This is a genomic window from Streptomyces sp. NRRL S-244 (genome assembly GCF_000717915.1).
Lineage (GTDB): Bacteria > Actinomycetota > Actinomycetes > Streptomycetales > Streptomycetaceae > Streptomyces.
In genome coordinates this window covers 83093-99512 of sequence record NZ_JOCX01000003.1, presented here as the reverse complement: position 1 = coordinate 99512, position 16420 = coordinate 83093, and the positions used below count along the sequence as shown (strand labels likewise).

The following is a 16420-nucleotide window of genomic DNA, read 5'->3' as shown; positions in this document are numbered from 1 at the left end:
CCGTCCACCGGCGGGAGGCAGGATCGGTTCCGGAAGGTCAGCCGACCTTCTGGACCGTCCACACCTGGGACGCGCGGCCGTCCGCGCGCTGGAGGTCGAGCAGCCAGGCGCCGTAGTACGGGCGGCCGCTCACGGTCAGGGCGTAGCCGCCGCTCGCGTCGGTGACGGTCACACCGCCGCCGCGGGAGGACAGCTTCCACTGCTGCGCGGAGTTGCCGCCGCAGGGCTGCTGCGCGATCCACATGCCGGCGGCCGGGGCGCCGCCCATCTGCAGGCACTTGCCGGAGACGGCGGACTTGACGCGGACGAGGCCGCTGCCCGCGTCCTCGAAGAGCCACTGCTGCTGGGCGTAGCCGTTGGCGCGGCCGCCGACGAGCACCGTGCCGTCGGCGCTGCGGCCGCCCCACAGCTCGGCGTTCATGCCGGTGCTGCCGTTGCCGAGGGTGTAGCGGGCACCCGGGGTGGTGGTGCCGCCGCCCGCACCCGTCGTACGGAAGGCCGTGGTCGGGCCGGCTCCGCTGTCACGGCCGGAGGTGTCGCGGACCGAGATCGCGATCTTGTACTCCGTACCGGGCTGGAGGTTGTAGATGCGCAGGGCCTGGGACTGGACCCAGGTCAGGTGCTTGCCGTTCAGCAGTACCTGGTACCACGCGGCGCCGTCGACCTTGGGCCAGCTCACCACGACCGAGTTGGCCTGGATCTGGGCCGCCGTCACCTTCGGGCCGCCCGTGGGCTTCTTGGTCGGCGTCGGGGTCGGCTTCTGCGTGGGGCTCGGTGTGGGCTTGGGGTTCGGGTCGGGGTTCGTTCCGCCGCCACCGCCGCCGTTGGCCTTCATCAGGAACTGGTTGTTCGCGATGTTCCAGTGCGTGGCGAGGTAGCTGCCCGCCTTGGGGTTGGTGTGGAAGTAGTCGTCGTGGTTGCAGTCCAGGATGTTCTCGGCGGCCTGGTTGGTGCACACGTTGCGCATCTGCGGGTAATACGGAGTGTCCGAGTAGCACATGACGTCCCACTCGTCCGTGCAGTGGGCGCCGCGGCTGGTGTTGGGGGCGCTGTTGTTCACCGCGCCGAGGTTGTGGCCGAGTTCGTGCGCCGCTGTGTGGCCGCCCCAGCAGCCGGAGTCCGTACGGCCGTACGAGGGGCCGAAGTTGCTCTGGTTGTCCTGGCCGGGCCGCTCGTCGCCCGCGAAGGTGCCGATGCCGCAGTAGACCTGGGTGTCCGCGAAGATCATGTACTTGCGGTCGCGGCGGTCGAGGCCCTTGCCGGCGAGCGCGTTGTTGGTCGCGCTGAACTCGGAGAGCGCGGAGGCCGGGAGCTCGATGTTGAGCACCGTGGGCGTGCAGTCCGCGGCCGTGACGAAGCGGATGTGGCGGATGCCGCCGGTCTCCTGGGCGCTCGTCGAGTAGATGAGGTCGGCGTCGGCCGCCCACTTGCGGAACGAGGCGAGGTACTCGGAGTACCGGTCGCGGTCGGAGCCGTGGACGTACACGACCTGGACGCGGTTGCCGGTGCTGCCGTCGCCGTCGCACTGGACGGTCTGGCCGGCGGGACCGGCGGCGACGGCCTGGCTGCTGCCGCCGGCCGCGGCGGGCGAGGGCGCCGCGGCGGGGGCGGACTTGGCGGACTGGGCGTCGGCGGCGGGCGCGTCCTGAGGACGCCCGCTGCCTTCGGCCGCGGCGGCCGCGTCGCCGGCCTCGGGCTTCGCCGGGTCGGCGGCCGGGGCCTTCGTCTTGACGACGGGGGCCACGTCGGCCTTGATGTCCACGTCCTTGGGCGGGGCGTCGGGGCCGTGCGTGCAGAGCCCGGCTTCCGTGCGGTAGACGCCGACGCAACGGTCGCCCTTCGGTGCGGCCTTGAGGCCGTCGAAGACCATGCCCTTGGCGGTCTCGTTGGCGGGCTCGCCCACGATGGGCGCCGGCTCCGCGTCGCGGGCCGGTGCGGCGGCCGGGGTGAGGTTCTCCGCGGCCGCGTCGGCCAGGGCGGTCCCCGCCTGGGCGTTGTCGCCCAGTCCGGAGTAGGCGATACCGCCCGCTATCACCGCCGCCGTGGCCATGGCGGCGGTGAGGAGTATCAACCGGCGCGGTTTGCGCCGGTGTTCGCGCTGCTTCCTGCGATGTCTAGTCATGCGCACCTCAAATCCTTGGTCGGAGGAGTGGGTGCGCGGAAGCCTGCCAGACCGGCGCGGTGGAGAATTCGGACAAACGGGAATGGGGCCCGAGATACCGGACTGTTACCTGCTGGCTGGATTTGATGAACAGTCAATTCGCTTAAAAATTGGACCAGTTACGCGCGTAGGGCGTTAATGGTCCAGGCCATTTTAAGGATCTCGTTATCAAATCGAGATATGGCGGGAATCCTTGTTGACGGTAATTCAGTCAGGGATTCACCTAATTACTACATGCCGAATTCCTCCCGTCACGAGCGGTGAGGAATCCTCCCCTCCGCCCGAGCAGGATGCCCGTCAGGGTCGGCATGAGTCCGCAGATCTGTCGAAGAGTGAGCGTTTCCCCGGCTATCGCCGTGCCCAGCAGCACGCCCGTGACCGGGTTCAGCAGTCCGAGCAGGCCGACGGTCGCGGCCGGCAGCCGGCGCAGCCCCGCGAACCACGCGGCGAAGGCCACTGCCGTCGCCACGATCGCTACATGGGCGAATCCGAGCAGCTCGGGAGCGTCGAGAGTCGGCGGCGATCCCTCGAAGGCGAAGGCGAAGGCGAAGGCGAAGGCGACGGCGAACGGCAGCAGCAGGAGGCCGCCGCCCAGCAGCTGCCACGCCGTCGACGCGAGGACGTCGACCTCCGCGCTCCACCGCTTGGCCAGGACGTAGCCGAACGAGGAGACGGCCAAGAGCAGCAGGCCGGCCTGACGGACCGAGCTGGAGGTGCTCCTCACCGCCTGGCTGGCGAGGGTCGAGCCCCTGCCCCCGCCCGGGCCCTGAACTGCGAGGGTCCCGTGACGGCCTACCGGCGGCCGCCGAGCTTGACCCACTTCGCCGTGCTCGGCACCCCTCGCGCGTCGAGGAGGAACAGCAAGTAGTAACCGGGCGGGGCGTCCGCCGCGCTCGGCGGTGTCCGGAGTCCGATCGCGGCGCCGCGTACGCGCGTGATCGGGAGCTCCAGATGGCGCTGGCTGGTGTTCACGGCGTGGGTGACGGTCGTCGGTGCCAGGAGTACGGCGCGGGTGACCTTGGCCGCCGTGGAGCTGCGCACCTCGAATCCGGCTCCGTAGCCCAACTCGCCCCCGGGGACCCGGTCCAGGGCCGGTCGGCTGCCGCCCCGGTGCAGGTACGCGGGCTCGTAGAGCTCGATGCTGCCGTCCATCTCGTCCCGGATGTCGGGGTCGTTGGCGATCTGCTGGAGCTCGTCGCCGGTCACCATGATCCGGCCGTCCGGCAGCACCAGGGCGTTGGAGTGGTAGCCGCGGGGCAGCCGCTGCGCCGGCCCGAGCTTCCAGTGGCCCCGGGCGTCACGCAGTTCGATCTGCCGGTACGAGAGGTCGGCCTTCGGATTGAACGGCCCGTTGCCGTAATCCCGGGTGCCCAGGGCGCCGTTGACCGTGAGCAGCGTGCCGTCCGGCAGGATCAGTGTGTCGTCCTGCGTACGGCCGAAGGCCCGCGGCTGCTCGGTGGTCCACCGGCCGCCGGACAGCCGGTAGGTGTTCGGGTCGTGCGGATCGCCGCCGAGCACCAGCACGGAGTCCGGGCCGCGCAACCCGGCCGGCAGCGGTACGGCCGATCCGTATCCGCGGAAGTCGGCGGGCCGCCGCGGCAGATCGGTCCGGGTCTCCTTGACCGGGTCGAAGAGCCACTGCTGATCGGCGTCGCGGCCGAGCCCGTAGATCATGCCGTCGCGCAGCGAGAAGAGATGCGGATAGTCGTTGCGGAACGGGGCGTCCGCCCGGAACCGCTCCGCCGCCAGGCCGACCGGGATGTCGTACGTCCGCCAGGGCACGGGATGGCGCAGCGCGGGGAAGCGCTCCACGACCGGGGTGGGCGTGCCCGTACCCCGCTCGGACTGGCCGGACATGATGATCTGGCGCCCGTCCGCCCCCGTCACGACCGAGGGGTACCAGCGGCCGACGGACATGTCCTGGTTGCGGAACCAGGTTTCGGTCCACGGGTCGAACACGAAGGACAGCTTGGCGCCGCTGCCGCCCTTGCCGCCGGTGTTGCCGCCGAAGACCCCGACCATGCCGTTGGGCAGGAAGGCGTGCCCCGCGCAGAAGAACGGGGCCGGGCGGGGTGTGTGCGTACCGTCGGGCATCAGGACGGTCGGGGGCTCCACCTTCTTGAACGCCCGCGCCCCCGTGCCCTTGGCCGGGTCCCACAGGAAGGCGCGGCCGGCGTTCGTCGGGCCGATCCGGTCGGTGGGCCCGGTCTCCTTGGTGGGGTTGGTCTCCACGCGCTCGAAGGAGAAGAGGAGCACCTTGCCGGTGGGCAGCAGTGCGGTGTGGACGCCGAAGTCGGGGGAGGGGAAGTACTCCGTGAAGCGGCCGAACTTCCCGGCGGCGAAGGGGGTGTTGGTCAGGCGCTGCGAGGCCTTGAGGGCGGCCAGGCTCTCGGTGCGCTTCTTCTGCGGGTATTCCTTGGGGCCCTTGACCGCGGTCCGCCGCTGCGCGTGCGCCCGGGCGTGCTCCTCGCCGATGACGGCGGCCTCGTCGGGGTCGGCCTCGACGCGTTCGGCCTCGACGCGGGCGGCCTCGGCATGAGCGGCGTGGGCGCTGTCGTCGCCGGGCCGATGGTGCCCGGGCGGGGATTCGTGCCCGGGCGCTGCTGCGGCGAAGGCGGGCGGGGCGGGCGCGGTGAGGGATGTGAGGGTGGCGGCCACGACCACGGCCACGCAAGCGGACAGCACGGCGGACCGCCGTACGAGCGGACCGGGCAGACCGGGCAGGCCGGGCATGAGCTCTCCTCCGTCGGCGGGATGCCCATCATATGAAAAATGCCATTTTTAGTACGGAATGACGCGAGTGGAGCGGGTGAAGGTGTGTGGTGTGGGCCATTCGGCCGCCACGTCCGTGACGCTGAATCGTTTCTCCGGTGAACCGGCCCGTCCGACCGGGTGAAGCCGCGTACCCGGTGGCGATCGACGGCCGCCCGCGGCGGCTATCCATGGCGACGTGATCAAGTCACCTCGCACCACCCGCAAGGCCCGCGCCGCACTGACCGCCGCCGCCGTGGCCGGATGCCTCGTCACGCTCTCCCCGTCGGCCGGGGCCACCGCCACCGCCGCCGCAGCGCCCCCGGGCCGGGTGGCCGTCGACGTCGCGTCGGTCAACGGCTCGGGCTGCCGCCCCGGCAGCGCCGCCGTCGCGGTGGCCTCCGACAACTCGGCCTTCACCGTCACCTACAGCGAGTACCTGGCCGCGGCCGGCGGGGGCATCGCCGCCACCGAAGGCCGCAAGAACTGCCTCCTCTCCCTCCTCGTGCACGTCCCGCAGGGCTACACGTACGCGGTGTCCCACGTCGACTACCGGGGCTACGGCAAGCTGGAGCCGGGAGCGGTCGGCACCCAGAAGGCCAGCTACTACTTCCAGGGCATGAGCCAGACCGCCAACCGGAGCCACCAGTTCCATGGCGCGCTCGACGACAACTGGCAGGTGACCGACACCACCGGCATCGAGGCCCTCGTCTTCGCCCCCTGCGGCGAACAGCGCAACTTCAACATCAACACCGAGCTGCGCGCGGAGGTCGGGACCTCGGACAGCAGCAAGACGAGCTACATGACCGTCGACTCCACGGACGGCAGCATCAGCTCCGTGTACCACTTCTCCTGGAAGCAGTGCCCGGTGCGCCACTGAGCCGGCCCGGTCGACAAGACGCCCGCGAGCGGCGGGGGCGGCGACCCGCCCCCGCCGCTCGCGGGCGTCCCGCTGTTGACGCGGCCTTCGCCCTGCCAGACCTTCGCCTTACGAGGCCTTCGCTCTACGCGGCCTTCGCCGCCCCGGCCCGGTAGCGGCCCGGCGTCGTCCCGAACTCCCTGCTGAAGGCGTGCGAGAAGGCGTACGGCGTGCCGTACCCGACCCGGCGCGCGATCGCGGCCAGCGGGTCCGCGGTGTCCCGGAGCAGGGTGGCTGCGTACGTCAGCCGCCACCACGTCAGGTACGCCATCGGCGGGCGGCCGACCAGCGCGGTGAACCGGCGTGCGAGCGTGGGCCGGGAGACTCCCGCCTCGGCCGCGAGCCGCTCGTTGGTCCACGGCGCGGCCGGATCCGAGTGCAGCGCCCGCAGGGCGGCGGCCGCCACGGGATCGCCCAGCACGGCCGACCAGGCTCCGCCCGAGCCCTCGGTCATCCAGGAGCGGATCATGTAGACGAGCAGGAGATCGAGCAGGCTGGGCACCGCCATGCAGGCCCCCGGCCGCTGTTCGCCCAGCTCACCGCCCAACAGGGCGATGGCCGCCCGCAGCTCGGGGTGCGAACCGACCCGGTTCGGCAGATGGACCACCTTCGGCAGCTCCAGCATGAGCGGATGCACGCGGCTGCGGTCGAGCCGGTACTTGCCGCACAGCATCTCCACCCCGCCGGGGGCGGGATCCCCGGGCGCCCCCGGCACCCCGGTCGCCCCCGGCACCCCAGGCGCGCCCGGAACCCCGGTCGCCCCCGGTGCCGCCGCCCCGGGCAGGCGCTCGAACGGCACCGCCCGCGCCACGGCCGCCGCGTCGGCGGGGGAGTCGGCGATCACGTGTCCCGTACCGTGCGGCAGCAGCACCGCGTCGCCGGGGGCGAGGGATATCGGCGGGCCGCCCCCGTCCGGCAGCAGCCAGCAGCTGCCCTCCAGCACCACGTGGAAGCCGGCGCCGTCGTACGGGGCGAAACGGGCGCACCAACTCCCGCTCACCCTGACCCGGTTGGAGGAGGGCTGCCCGATCCGGACGGCCGCGATGGCGTCGCTCACCACATCCATGCAGCCAGAGTACTCGCAGGCGCCGGAGATGAGACGGCTGCGTATTCACATGAGCCGGGCAGGCATTGAGAGCCTCAACTGCCCTTCGTAGACTCGACGTCATGAACAACGAGAACGAGCAGGGCATGCAGGGCACGCAGGGCATACAGGGCACGCAGAGCAGGAAGAGCATCGTGCTGGGTGACGTCGAGGTCACCCGGGTCGTCGAGTGGCAGGGGCCGCTCGGGCCCACGCGCACCTTCGTACCGGAGGCCGGTGCCGAGGTGTGGAAGGAGAACGAGGAATGGCTGTCACCGGACCACTGGGAGGCCGACAGCGACCGGGCGGTCATCGCGCTCCAGACCTGGGTCCTGCGCAGCGCCGGTAAGACCGTCCTGATCGACACGGGCGTGGGCAACGGGCGCGAGCGGCCGGGTTCGGACCTCTTCCACCACCGGGACGGCGATTTCCTCGGGGAGCTGGAGCGGGCGGCCGGAATCCGGCCGCAGGACGTGGACATCGTCGTCAACACCCACGTCCACGGCGACCACGTCGGCTGGAACACGGTCGCGCAGGACGGCGGTTGGGTACCCGCCTTCCCCAACGCCCAGTACCTCATCCCGGCTGCGGACGACCACCACTTCGGGCCCGCCAACGGGTACGGCGGCGGCGCCCGGGAGGTCGACCGGCTGATCTACGAGGACAGCATCGCGCCCGTCCACCGCACCGGACAGGTGGTGCTCTGGGACGGCGCCCACCGCATCGACGAGCACCTCACCCTGGAGGCCGCACCCGGGCACACCCCCGGATCCTCCGTCGTGCGGCTGGCCTCCGGCACCGACCGGGCCGTCTTCGTCGGCGATCTGCTGCACAGCCCGGTGCAGATCCTGGAGCCCTCCTGCAACAGCTGCTTCTGCCTGGATCCGGTGGAGGCCGCGGCCAGTCGTCGCCGCATCCTCGAACGCGCCGCCGACCAGTCGGAGTTGCTCGTACCCGCCCACTTCGGCGGGGCGGGGGCCGTCGAAGTCCGCCGCCAGGGGCAGGACTTCGCCGTAGGGGCGTGGGCCTCTCACCGCGACGTCGGATAGGACGGGCCGGAGGCGGGTGGCGCGGGCGCCGGCCGGGGCGGCCGGGTCGCCGCCACCCGCCGGATCCGCAGGGCGAGTTGGATCTCCAGCGCCCCGGCCGGGGTGTTCCAGTCCTCGCCCAGGATCTGCCGGATCCGGTCGAGGCGCTGCACCACGGTGTTGACGTGCACGTGGAGGGCGTCCTTGGTGCGGGCCAGGCTGGAGCCGTGCGCGAAGTACGCCTCCAGCGTGCGGACCAGTTCCGTCCCGCGCTGCGTGTCGTACGCGATCACCGGCCCCAGTACGCGGTCGACGTACGCGCCCACGTCCGCGCCGTCACCGAGCAGCACCCCGAGGAACCCGAGGTCGGACAGGCCGGCCCCGTCGCCGGTGTGGCCGAGGGAGTGCAGGGCCTCCAGGCAGCGCAGCGCCTCGGCGTACACGCCCGGCAGGCCCTCCGGACCGGCGGCGGGCCCTGCAGAGCCCGCGGTGACCGGGGTGCCCAGCGCCTGGCCGAGCTCGGCGGCGAGCGACCGGGCGAGCGGACCCGGGCCGTCGGTCGGGGCGAGGAGGACGACGCGGCCCTCGTGCAGCCCGGCCAGGCCGTCGCGGGCGCGTGCGTGCCGGGCGGCCTCGGCCGCCAGCCGGGACCGCAGCGCGGCCTCGCAGTGCAGCACCACGAGGGCGTGCGGGCGGGCGAGGTCGACCCCGAGCTTGCGGGCCCGGATCGTCTGGCTGCCGGTGTCGCGGACCCGGCCGGGGGACGCCGGAGCCAGCAGGTCGCCCAGCAGTTCGCCGCGGACCCGGTCCTCGGCGTGGGCGATGGACCGCCGCAGCAGGAGCAGCAGCGCGGTCACCAGACCGGCCCGCTCGAACAGCCGCCGCTCGGTGTCGGGCAGGTCGTCGCCGCGCCCGCCGAGGGTGATGCTGCCCAGGAGCTCCGGCCCGGCCAGCACCGCGCAGACCCAGATGCCGTCCACGGCGACGGCCCGGCCGCCGGATCGTGACGCCGCCAGCGCGTGGGCGGGCGGGCCCGCGGACGATCCGGCCGACGGGCCGGCCGGATCCGTACCGACCACCACCCGTGCGAGCTCGGCGCCGTCGGCGTCGTGCACGACCAGGCTGCCGCCCAGCAGTGCGGCGACCTCCCGGGCGACGTCGGCCACGTCGCCGCCCCGCAGTACGAGCCGGGTGAGGCGGTCGTGGGTCTCGGCGGCGAGCCGCATCGCCTCGCTCTGGGCGCGGGCGGTCTCGGTGGCGACCCCGAGTTCCACGAGGGCGGTACGGGTCTCTTCGAGCAGCCGGGCGCCGTCGATGGCCACGGCGGCGTGGTCGGCGAGCGAGGAGAGCAGCGCGACCGCGTCGGGCGCGAAGTCGCGGACCGCGCGGTCGGCGGCGTACAGCACCCCGATCACGCGGGTCCCGACGCGCAGCGGGACGCCGAGGATGCCGCGCAGGCCCTCCTCGCGGACCCCGTTGTCGATGGTGTCCGTATGCCGGAAGCGGTCGTCGGTGCGGTAGTCGGCGCTGGCGTACGGGCGGGCGGTCTGGGCGACCAGACCGCCGAGCCCTTCGCCCATGCCGAGCCGCAACTGCTGGAAGGCGGCGGACACCGAGCCGTCGGTGACGCGCATGAACGTATCGCCGGCCACCGGGTCGTTGAGGGTCATGTACGCGACGTCGGTGCCCAGCAGCATGCGGGCCCGGTGGACGATGGCCCGCAGCACCGCGTCGAGGTCGCGCAGGGCGGCGAGGTCGCCCGCCGTGTCGAACAGGGCCGTGAGCTCGGCCTCGCGCCGCCTGTGCTGGTCGAGCGTGCGCCGGATGTCCAGCGCCACCCGGGTGGCCTCCTCCACGAGGGCCTGCTCGGCGGGGCCCGCCCCGGCGCTGCGGGCGTTCGCGGCGGGCCGGTTGAACTGCTCGACCGGCGCGCCGCGGCGCAGCAGTTCGAGCAGTTCGAGCATGGCGGATTCCCTCGCGGAGGTCATGGAGGCATTCTCCCGTGGCCGGAGGGCCGGGATCAGGCGGGGTCGGCGGCGGCCGGAAGGGGAGCCGCCCGCCCGCCGGAGGCGGTGGCGGGCCCCGTACCCGCCTGAGTCAGATCACGGCCGCGGGTCTCGCGGGCGAGGGCCACGGTGAGGGTGGTGACCACGGCGGCCGCACAGAGATAGAGGGAGACGGGTACGGAGGAGCCGTAGTCCTTGAGGAGTTCGACGGCGATGAGCGGGGCCAGCGCGCCGGCGACGATCGAGGCGAGCTGCGAGCCCATCGAGGCGCCGGAGTAGCGGACGTCGGTGTCGAACATCTCGGAGATGAAGGCGGCTTGGGGCCCGTACATCGCGCCGTGCAGGAGCAGTCCGGCGGTGACGGCGACGGTGATGACGGTGAAGGACTTCGAGTCGACCAGCGCGAAGAACGCGAACGCCCACAAGGCCATGCCTGCCGACCCGATCAGCGTCACCGGGCGCCGCCCGATCCGGTCCGAGAGCGCGCCCCAGGCCGGGATGGTGACGAAGTGGACGGCCGAGCCGATGAGGACGGCGTTCAGCGCCGTGCTCTTGGGGAGCCCCAAGTGCACGGTGACGTACACAAGAAGAAACGAAGTCAGGACGTAGTACGAGATGTTCTCGCCGAACCGGGTGCCGATGGCGGTCAGCACCTGACGCAGGCTGCGGCGGAACACCTGGACCACGGGTGCCTCGTCCTTGCGCCCCTGCCGGGCGGCCTGCGCGGCGAGGAACACGGGGGACTCGGAGACGGACAGGCGGATCCACAGCCCGACGATCACCAGGACACCGGAGAGCAGGAAGGGGACGCGCCAGCCCCAGGCGAGGAACGCCGCGTCGGACTGCACACCGGCCAGCAGGGCGAGCACCCCGGTGGCCAGCAGGTTCCCGCCCGGAGCACCGGACTGCGGCCATGAGGCCCAGAACCCCCGGTGCTCGGCCCCGCCGTGCTCGGAGACGATCAGCACCGCCCCGCCCCACTCCCCGCCGAGGGCGAAGCCCTGCACCAGCCGCAGGACGGTGAGCAGCACGGGAGCCCCGACGCCGATGCTGGCGTACGTGGGCAGCAGCCCCATCGCGAAGGTGGCCCCGCCCATCATGAGCAGGCTGAGCACCAGCAGCTTCTTGCGCCCCACCTTGTCCCCGAAGTGCCCGAACACCACCCCGCCGAGCGGCCGGGCCAGGAACCCGATGGCGTAGGTGATGAACGCGATCAGGGTCCCGGTGAGCGGATCACCGGTCGGAAAGAACAGCTTGTTGAACACCAGCGCGGCCGCGGTGCCGTAGAGGAAGAAGTCGTACCACTCGATGGTGGTCCCGATGAGACTGGCGGCGACGACTCTCTTGATGGATCCGGCGGTCGGGGGAGCGGTCTCGGGGGAGGCCATGAACACCACTTCCAGGGGGTCTGCGGGGACGATCGGTGTCGCCACAACGTAGAAGTCCCCAGGTCAACGGCATATGTGGCGGGTCATCACAATCAGCCACCGTTCTATGTACCTGACCGCCATACCCCGGGCGCGGGTGCCTCCCGCGACCCCGGACGCGATGGCGACAGCCCCTGCCGGAATCGCAGAGTTGCGCCTGTTTCGGGGATACGGCGCTGGCTCCCGTGCTGGTTCGGTGCTGACCTGAAACCCCATGTCGGCACCCCTCGCCACCCACCCGGTGCTGGTTGCGCAGCGTTGAGCCCGACGCGATTCGGTCGAGCCGACACAAAACGAAGATGCAGAGAACCAGGACTGGCTCCGCCGCTCAAGTCCGATTCGCGCTTGGCGTGGGCTGACGCGCCTTCGCGTCCGAACCCCGAGTTCGCGGCCCAACCTGGACTGCTGCGGGCCCTTGGCCGACGCGTCAAGAGGTCCAGACCCACGCTGGACCTGGCCTTCGAGTGCAGGATCGCAACGATGTCGGGCAAAGCCCGCGTGGACGGCGTTCCGTTCCTCGGGCTCGACGCCTTACCACGGGTGCGCCGCACGGAGCTGCCGCAGCGCGCCCCGGACGCCGTCCTGACGCTGCTGGCGGGGAGCCGTTCGAGGAAGAGATCGTCATGTTCTGGAACTGGATCGGACGGTCCCAGGAGGATATCGCAGGGTTCCGCGAAGACTGGATGAACGGCACCCGCTACGGCGAGGTGAAGGGCTACGAGGGCCCTCCGATTCCGGCTCCGGAACTCCCCTCAACTCGCTTGCAGCCTAGGGGAAGGGTGCGGGCCGAGGATCGGGGCGCCGGGGTCGGGGAAGCGGGAGGTGGGCCGCGCCCGGGTGGCGTCGGCGCCAGTCCGCGTAGACAGGGCTGGCGGCACATGTGTCCAGGTATCCGGCCGCCACCGTCCGCAGGATGTCGTCGCCGTGAGCGGCCAGCGGGCCGTCACGGTGCCAGGCCAGGACGTGGCGGTACCAGAGGGGGTTTCCCGCGAGGGGGCGGACGGTGACGCCGGGGGTTTGCGAGAAGGTGGCCTGGCAGAGGCTGACGGCCAGGCCCGCACGGACCAGTTCGATCAGCTGGCGCCCCTCGGCCTCGTGGGGGGCGGAGGGGCGGCGGCCGGTCAGTGCGCACACGGAGGACCAGTACTCGCGGGTACGGTCGCCATCGGGCCGGGGCATCGCCCAGTCGTGATCGGCGAGTTCGGTCAGGGACACGGCCTCCTGGCCTACCCGCGGGTGGGTTGCGGGCAGTAGGGCGAATACCGGTTCGGTGACCAGCGGGGTGAGGATCACCCCGTCGCGCGGCGGCAGGACCTGTTCGGGGTGGTCGCCGAGGACCGCCGCCTCCAGGCGGCCGGCGGCGAGGTCGTCCAGGAGCGCGACGGGGGAGTAGTGGCACCGTGATGTCACCTCGGCCTCGGGCAGCAAATCCCGTACGGCCAGGATGAGGTGGCCGAGCAGGGGTGCGCCGACCGATCCGACGCGGACGCGGTTCGGGGAAGCCAAGTGGCGGGCCGCGCGGGCGGTGTCGGCGAGGAGCGCGTCGATACCCGGCAGGACGGCCTGGGCCCGGGCCAGCACCAGCTCACCGAAGGCCGTGGGCGTGGCTCCGGCCCGCTGCCGGTCGAAGAGGACGCCGCCGAGCATCGACTCGATGCGGCGCAACTGCGTGCTGAGGCCCGGCTGGGTCATGGACAGCGCGGCGGCGGCCCGGGTAAGGCTGCCGGCCTCGGCGATCGCGCGCACCACCCGCAGGTGCCGTACCTCCAGTTCCATGCCGCGCATGTTATGGAGCGGCGACAGCTTTCGGACAGGAGTGGGATCCCGTCAGGCTTATGTGAAATGTCACACACCATTAATGTGGAGGTTGCCCGCCCATGAGACGCATCCATCGACTGACGACATCGCGCGGGGTGCTGTTGCCCGCCCTGGCCGCCGCACTGCTGCTCTTCCTCCTGGGAGCGCCCCCCGCCGGCGCCGCTGACAGTCCGTCGGCCTGCGCCCTGCGCGGTACCACCGGCTGGATGGACGAGGGGCATGAGACGGACTACTCGGTGTTCCAGCGTCCCGTCGGGACGGTCAGGGTCGCCATGGTCTTCGTGGACTTCCCTGACGCGTGGGCCACCGAGGCCCCGAGCGAGGACTCCGCGCAGATCGCGCCAGGGGCTGACTGGCTGTGGTACGCCTCGTACGGCAGGACCTGGCTCTCGATCGACCAGCATCAGCAGTGGGTTCGCATGCCTCGCGCCTCCACCGACTACGGCTTCGCGCGCGGCCTGACCCACGAGACCCACGAGGCGTACGTCAAGGACGCGGTGGCGGCCGCCGATCCGTACGTGGACTTCTCCGGCTACGACATGGTGTACGTCGTGCCGACGCGCAACGCGGCGGCGATCTCCTTCACCCCCACGTACGTGTACGAGCCGGGCAGCGCGGGGGTGGTGGCCGACGGCCGCCAGGTCAAGTGGGCCGTGACCTTCGGTCAGGACATGTGGCACTGGGGTGCCAAGCTGGTCGCCCACGAGACCGCGCACACCTTCGGGTTGCCCGACTTGTACGCCTTCGAGGCGGGCAGCGACGCCCACCGCTTCACCGGTGGCTGGGACGTGATGGGCCTGATCGGCGGCCGGGGGTCGCAGTTCTTCGCCTGGCACTCCTGGAAGCTCGGTTGGACCGGGGACAGTCAGGTCGTGTGCCGGGCCGCGAGGGGCAGCGACACCGTGTACCTCACGGCGGTCGAGTACGGCAGCGGTACCAAGATGGCGGTGATCCGCACCGGACCCACGACCGCGTACGTGGTCGAGTCCAGGCGCGGTGTCCAGGCGGACGCGGGCTCCTGCTCGACCGGTGCGCTGGTCTACCGGGTCGACACCTCCGTGCGGACCGGCTACGGGCCGGTCAGGGTCATGGACGCCAAGTCGTCCGCCACACCGGCCGGCGGCTGCCGTCCGCTGGACGACGCTCCGTTCTGGGCCGGAGAGTCGTTCACCGACTCGGCGGCCGGGGTACGGATCGACGTGCTCGCTGCTGACGGCTACGGCGAGACCGTACGCGTCACGAAGTCGTAGGAGCCGCATGGATGCGGCAGCGCCCCCGGCTCCGAGAAGGAACCGAGGAGCCAGGAGCCGGGGGCGCTGCGCGCGGTGGGTCAGGTGCTGCTCTTCGCCGGGTCCTTGAGCCCGATCGTGGCGTAGTCGAGCTGGCCGCCGAACGACGTGTGGCCGAAGGCGCCGGCGATGTTGGTGCCGAGCAGCAGCGGCATGCGCTCGATGACGGCGGGCGCGGTCGGGGCCTTGGCGAGGATCTCCCCGTCCAGCTGCCGCCACGCCGTGTTGGCCTGCGCGGCGTCGGTCATGGCGGCGATCTCGTCCATCCGTTTCATCGTCGACTCGTCGCGGAAGAGCGAGTGATTGCCGGAGTTCCCCTTCTCCTTGATGTAGCGGCCGTCGAAGAGGAAGGGCAGGAAGGTGGAGCCGGAGGGGTAGTCGGGGCACCAGCCGGTGTAGACGAGGTCCGTGCGGTTCTTGGTGTCGCCGATGGTGTCGTAGAAGGCTGACGGGTCGACGGCGTCGATCGTGACCTTGATCCCGGCCCGGCCCAGGGACTGCTGTATGGCCTCCGCTACTCCCTTGTCGCCGTTGGAGACGGTGATGCGGGTGGTGATCCCGTCCGGTTCGCCGGCCTCCTTCAGGAGCCGCTTCGCCCCCTCCACGTCACCGGTGGCCGGGATCCCCAGAGTGTCGGGCTGCTTGCCACCGAAGAGCGAGCCGGGCATGAGGGCGGTGGCCGGGTCGTTGAGGGCCGGGCCGCCGGAGGCGGTCAGAATCGCCTCGCGGTCCAGGGCGTGCTGCACGGCCTGCCGGACCTTGACGTTGTCGAAGGGGGCCCGGCCGGTGTGCATCTGCACCATTTCGGTGCAGTTGGTGGACTCGGCGAGCAGCCGCTCCCTGACGTCGGCCTTGGTGAGGACCTTGGGGGTGCTCTCCGGGCGCAGCTTGCCCCAGGAGACCGCGGAGGCGTCCGCGCCCTCGGAGGCGATGAGCCGGTCGTCGATCTGGTTGGCCCTCAGCCCCATCACCACGACCAGCTTGTCCGGGTACGCCTTGCGTACGGTGTCGGTCGCCGGGTCCCAATGCGGGTTGCGGACCAGCACCAGCCGCTTGTCCCGGTCGTACGACTCGATCTTGTAGGGGCCCGAGGAGAACGGGCGGCTGTCGTACTGGGGTCCCTTGTCCTGGGCCCTGGGCACCGGAGCGAAGGTGGGCAGGACGGTGGCATTGGGGAACTCCGCGAAGGGCTTGCGTAGTTCGAAGACGATCGTGTGGTCGTCGGGGGTCTTGACCGAGTCCAGGTGCTGCCCCTGGGCGGGGCCCCGGTAGCCCTCGGCGCCGGCCAGGTAGCGGGCGGCGTAATCCGGGCCGCCGGGCAGGTCGGGGGAGAAGGAGCGCTCCACGTTGTACTTGACGTCCTGGGCGGTGATCGGGGTGCCGTCCTCGTACGTGAGGCCCCTCTTGAGCTTGAAGGTCCATGTCGTGGCGCCGTTGGAGGGGACGCCGAGGTCCTCGGCGAGGTCGGGGACCAGCTCTCCGCCCTTCGCGCCCGGTTCCGCCTTGTACGTCACCAGCGTGCGGTAGAGCAGCCGGGTCCCGAAGTCCATGTCCCCGATCACCCAGTTGCGGGCCGGGTCGAGGTGGGTGAAGTCCTGGTTCGACAGGACGGTCAGCGTGCCGCCCTTCTGCGGAGTGCCGCCGACCGTGGACCCCGCGTTGGCGAGCGCGGGGTTCTTCGCCGCCCCGTCCTGCTGACTGCTGCCGGAGTGGCCGCCGTTGGAACAGCCGGCCATGCCGAGTGCGACGGTCGCCGCCAGGGCGGTGGCGACTGCGTGGAGAGTGCGCTTGTTCATGAGTGGTCACTCCGGGGACAGTCGGGCAGCCTGAGCAAGCTGCAATGTGACCGATAACATAGTTATGTGAAATGGCACCCACAATTGTCGCGCCTCCATAGCGCGGAGTTATGGGTAAGTGGGGGCTCCACGGTCACCCGT

At 71.5% G+C, this 16420-nt stretch carries 10 protein-coding genes and 1 pseudogene; 3 read left to right on the top strand and 8 right to left on the bottom strand.

Translation table 11 applies throughout. The annotated features are described in order from the left end of the window. Window positions 1–37: 37 nt before the first annotated feature. The 3 genes and pseudogenes from IF02_RS0104460 to IF02_RS0104450 form a co-directional block, all read right to left on the bottom strand. Window positions 38–2122: an RICIN domain-containing protein gene (locus tag IF02_RS0104460; RefSeq protein ID WP_234318086.1), complete on the bottom strand. Its 2085-nt coding sequence runs from the start codon at window positions 2120–2122 to the stop codon at window positions 38–40. 262 nt (window positions 2123–2384) lie between these two features. Beyond that, window positions 2385–2969, bottom strand: a pseudogene (locus IF02_RS0104455) (DMT family transporter); the annotation flags it as partial. Continuing rightward, window positions 2954–4894 (bottom strand): glyoxal oxidase, encoded by a 1941-nt coding sequence (locus tag IF02_RS0104450; protein WP_106977209.1) that lies wholly within the window; start codon window positions 4892–4894, stop codon window positions 2954–2956. The pseudogene IF02_RS0104455 and the gene IF02_RS0104450, both read right to left, overlap by 16 nt. 217 nt (window positions 4895–5111) lie before the next feature. On the opposite strand from IF02_RS0104450, the gene IF02_RS0104445 reads away from it, so the two are divergent. Continuing rightward, the gene (locus IF02_RS0104445; RefSeq protein WP_234318085.1) at window positions 5112–5792 is read left to right on the top strand and encodes a DUF4360 domain-containing protein; all 681 of its coding nucleotides are present in this window, start codon (window positions 5112–5114) and stop codon (window positions 5790–5792) included. 124 nt (window positions 5793–5916) lie between these two features. On the opposite strand, the gene IF02_RS0104440 is transcribed toward IF02_RS0104445, so the two are convergent. Further along, window positions 5917–6897: an AraC family transcriptional regulator gene (locus IF02_RS0104440; RefSeq protein ID WP_030153904.1), complete on the bottom strand. Its 981-nt coding sequence runs from the start codon at window positions 6895–6897 to the stop codon at window positions 5917–5919. A 101-nt stretch (window positions 6898–6998) separates the two neighbouring features. Between IF02_RS0104440 and IF02_RS0104435 the strand changes: the two genes are divergently transcribed. Continuing rightward, window positions 6999–7964: an MBL fold metallo-hydrolase gene (locus tag IF02_RS0104435; RefSeq protein WP_420708092.1), complete on the top strand. Its 966-nt coding sequence runs from the start codon at window positions 6999–7001 to the stop codon at window positions 7962–7964. Here IF02_RS0104435 and IF02_RS0104430 read toward each other — a convergent pair. The 3 genes from IF02_RS0104430 to IF02_RS0104420 all read right to left on the bottom strand — a co-directional run bounded on the left by IF02_RS0104430 (window position 7946) and on the right by IF02_RS0104420 (window position 13152). Continuing rightward, a complete protein-coding gene (locus IF02_RS0104430) occupies window positions 7946–9931 on the bottom strand; it encodes a helix-turn-helix domain-containing protein (RefSeq protein WP_051695729.1) in 1986 nt (661 codons plus the stop codon). The genes IF02_RS0104435 and IF02_RS0104430 overlap by 19 nt on opposite strands. 32 nt (window positions 9932–9963) lie before the next feature. After that, window positions 9964–11337, bottom strand: coding sequence for an MFS transporter (locus IF02_RS0104425; protein ID WP_030153901.1), 1374 nt, complete (start codon window positions 11335–11337; stop codon window positions 9964–9966). Window positions 11338–12144: 807 nt separating this feature from the next. Beyond that, window positions 12145–13152, bottom strand: a complete 1008-nt coding sequence (locus IF02_RS0104420) for a LysR family transcriptional regulator (RefSeq protein ID WP_037835548.1) — start codon at window positions 13150–13152, stop codon at window positions 12145–12147. Window positions 13153–13253: 101 nt separating this feature from the next. On the opposite strand from IF02_RS0104420, the gene IF02_RS0104415 reads away from it, so the two are divergent. Further along, the gene (locus IF02_RS0104415) at window positions 13254–14444 is read left to right on the top strand and encodes a peptidase M6 (protein WP_030153899.1); all 1191 of its coding nucleotides are present in this window, start codon (window positions 13254–13256) and stop codon (window positions 14442–14444) included. 80 nt (window positions 14445–14524) lie between these two features. Here the strand turns inward: IF02_RS0104415 and IF02_RS0104410 are convergent, their stop codons facing one another. Continuing rightward, window positions 14525–16279 carry an ABC transporter substrate-binding protein gene (locus IF02_RS0104410; protein ID WP_030153898.1) on the bottom strand — a complete coding sequence of 585 codons (1755 nt, stop codon included), beginning with the start codon at window positions 16277–16279 and terminating at the stop codon, window positions 14525–14527. Window positions 16280–16420: the final 141 nt, after the last annotated feature.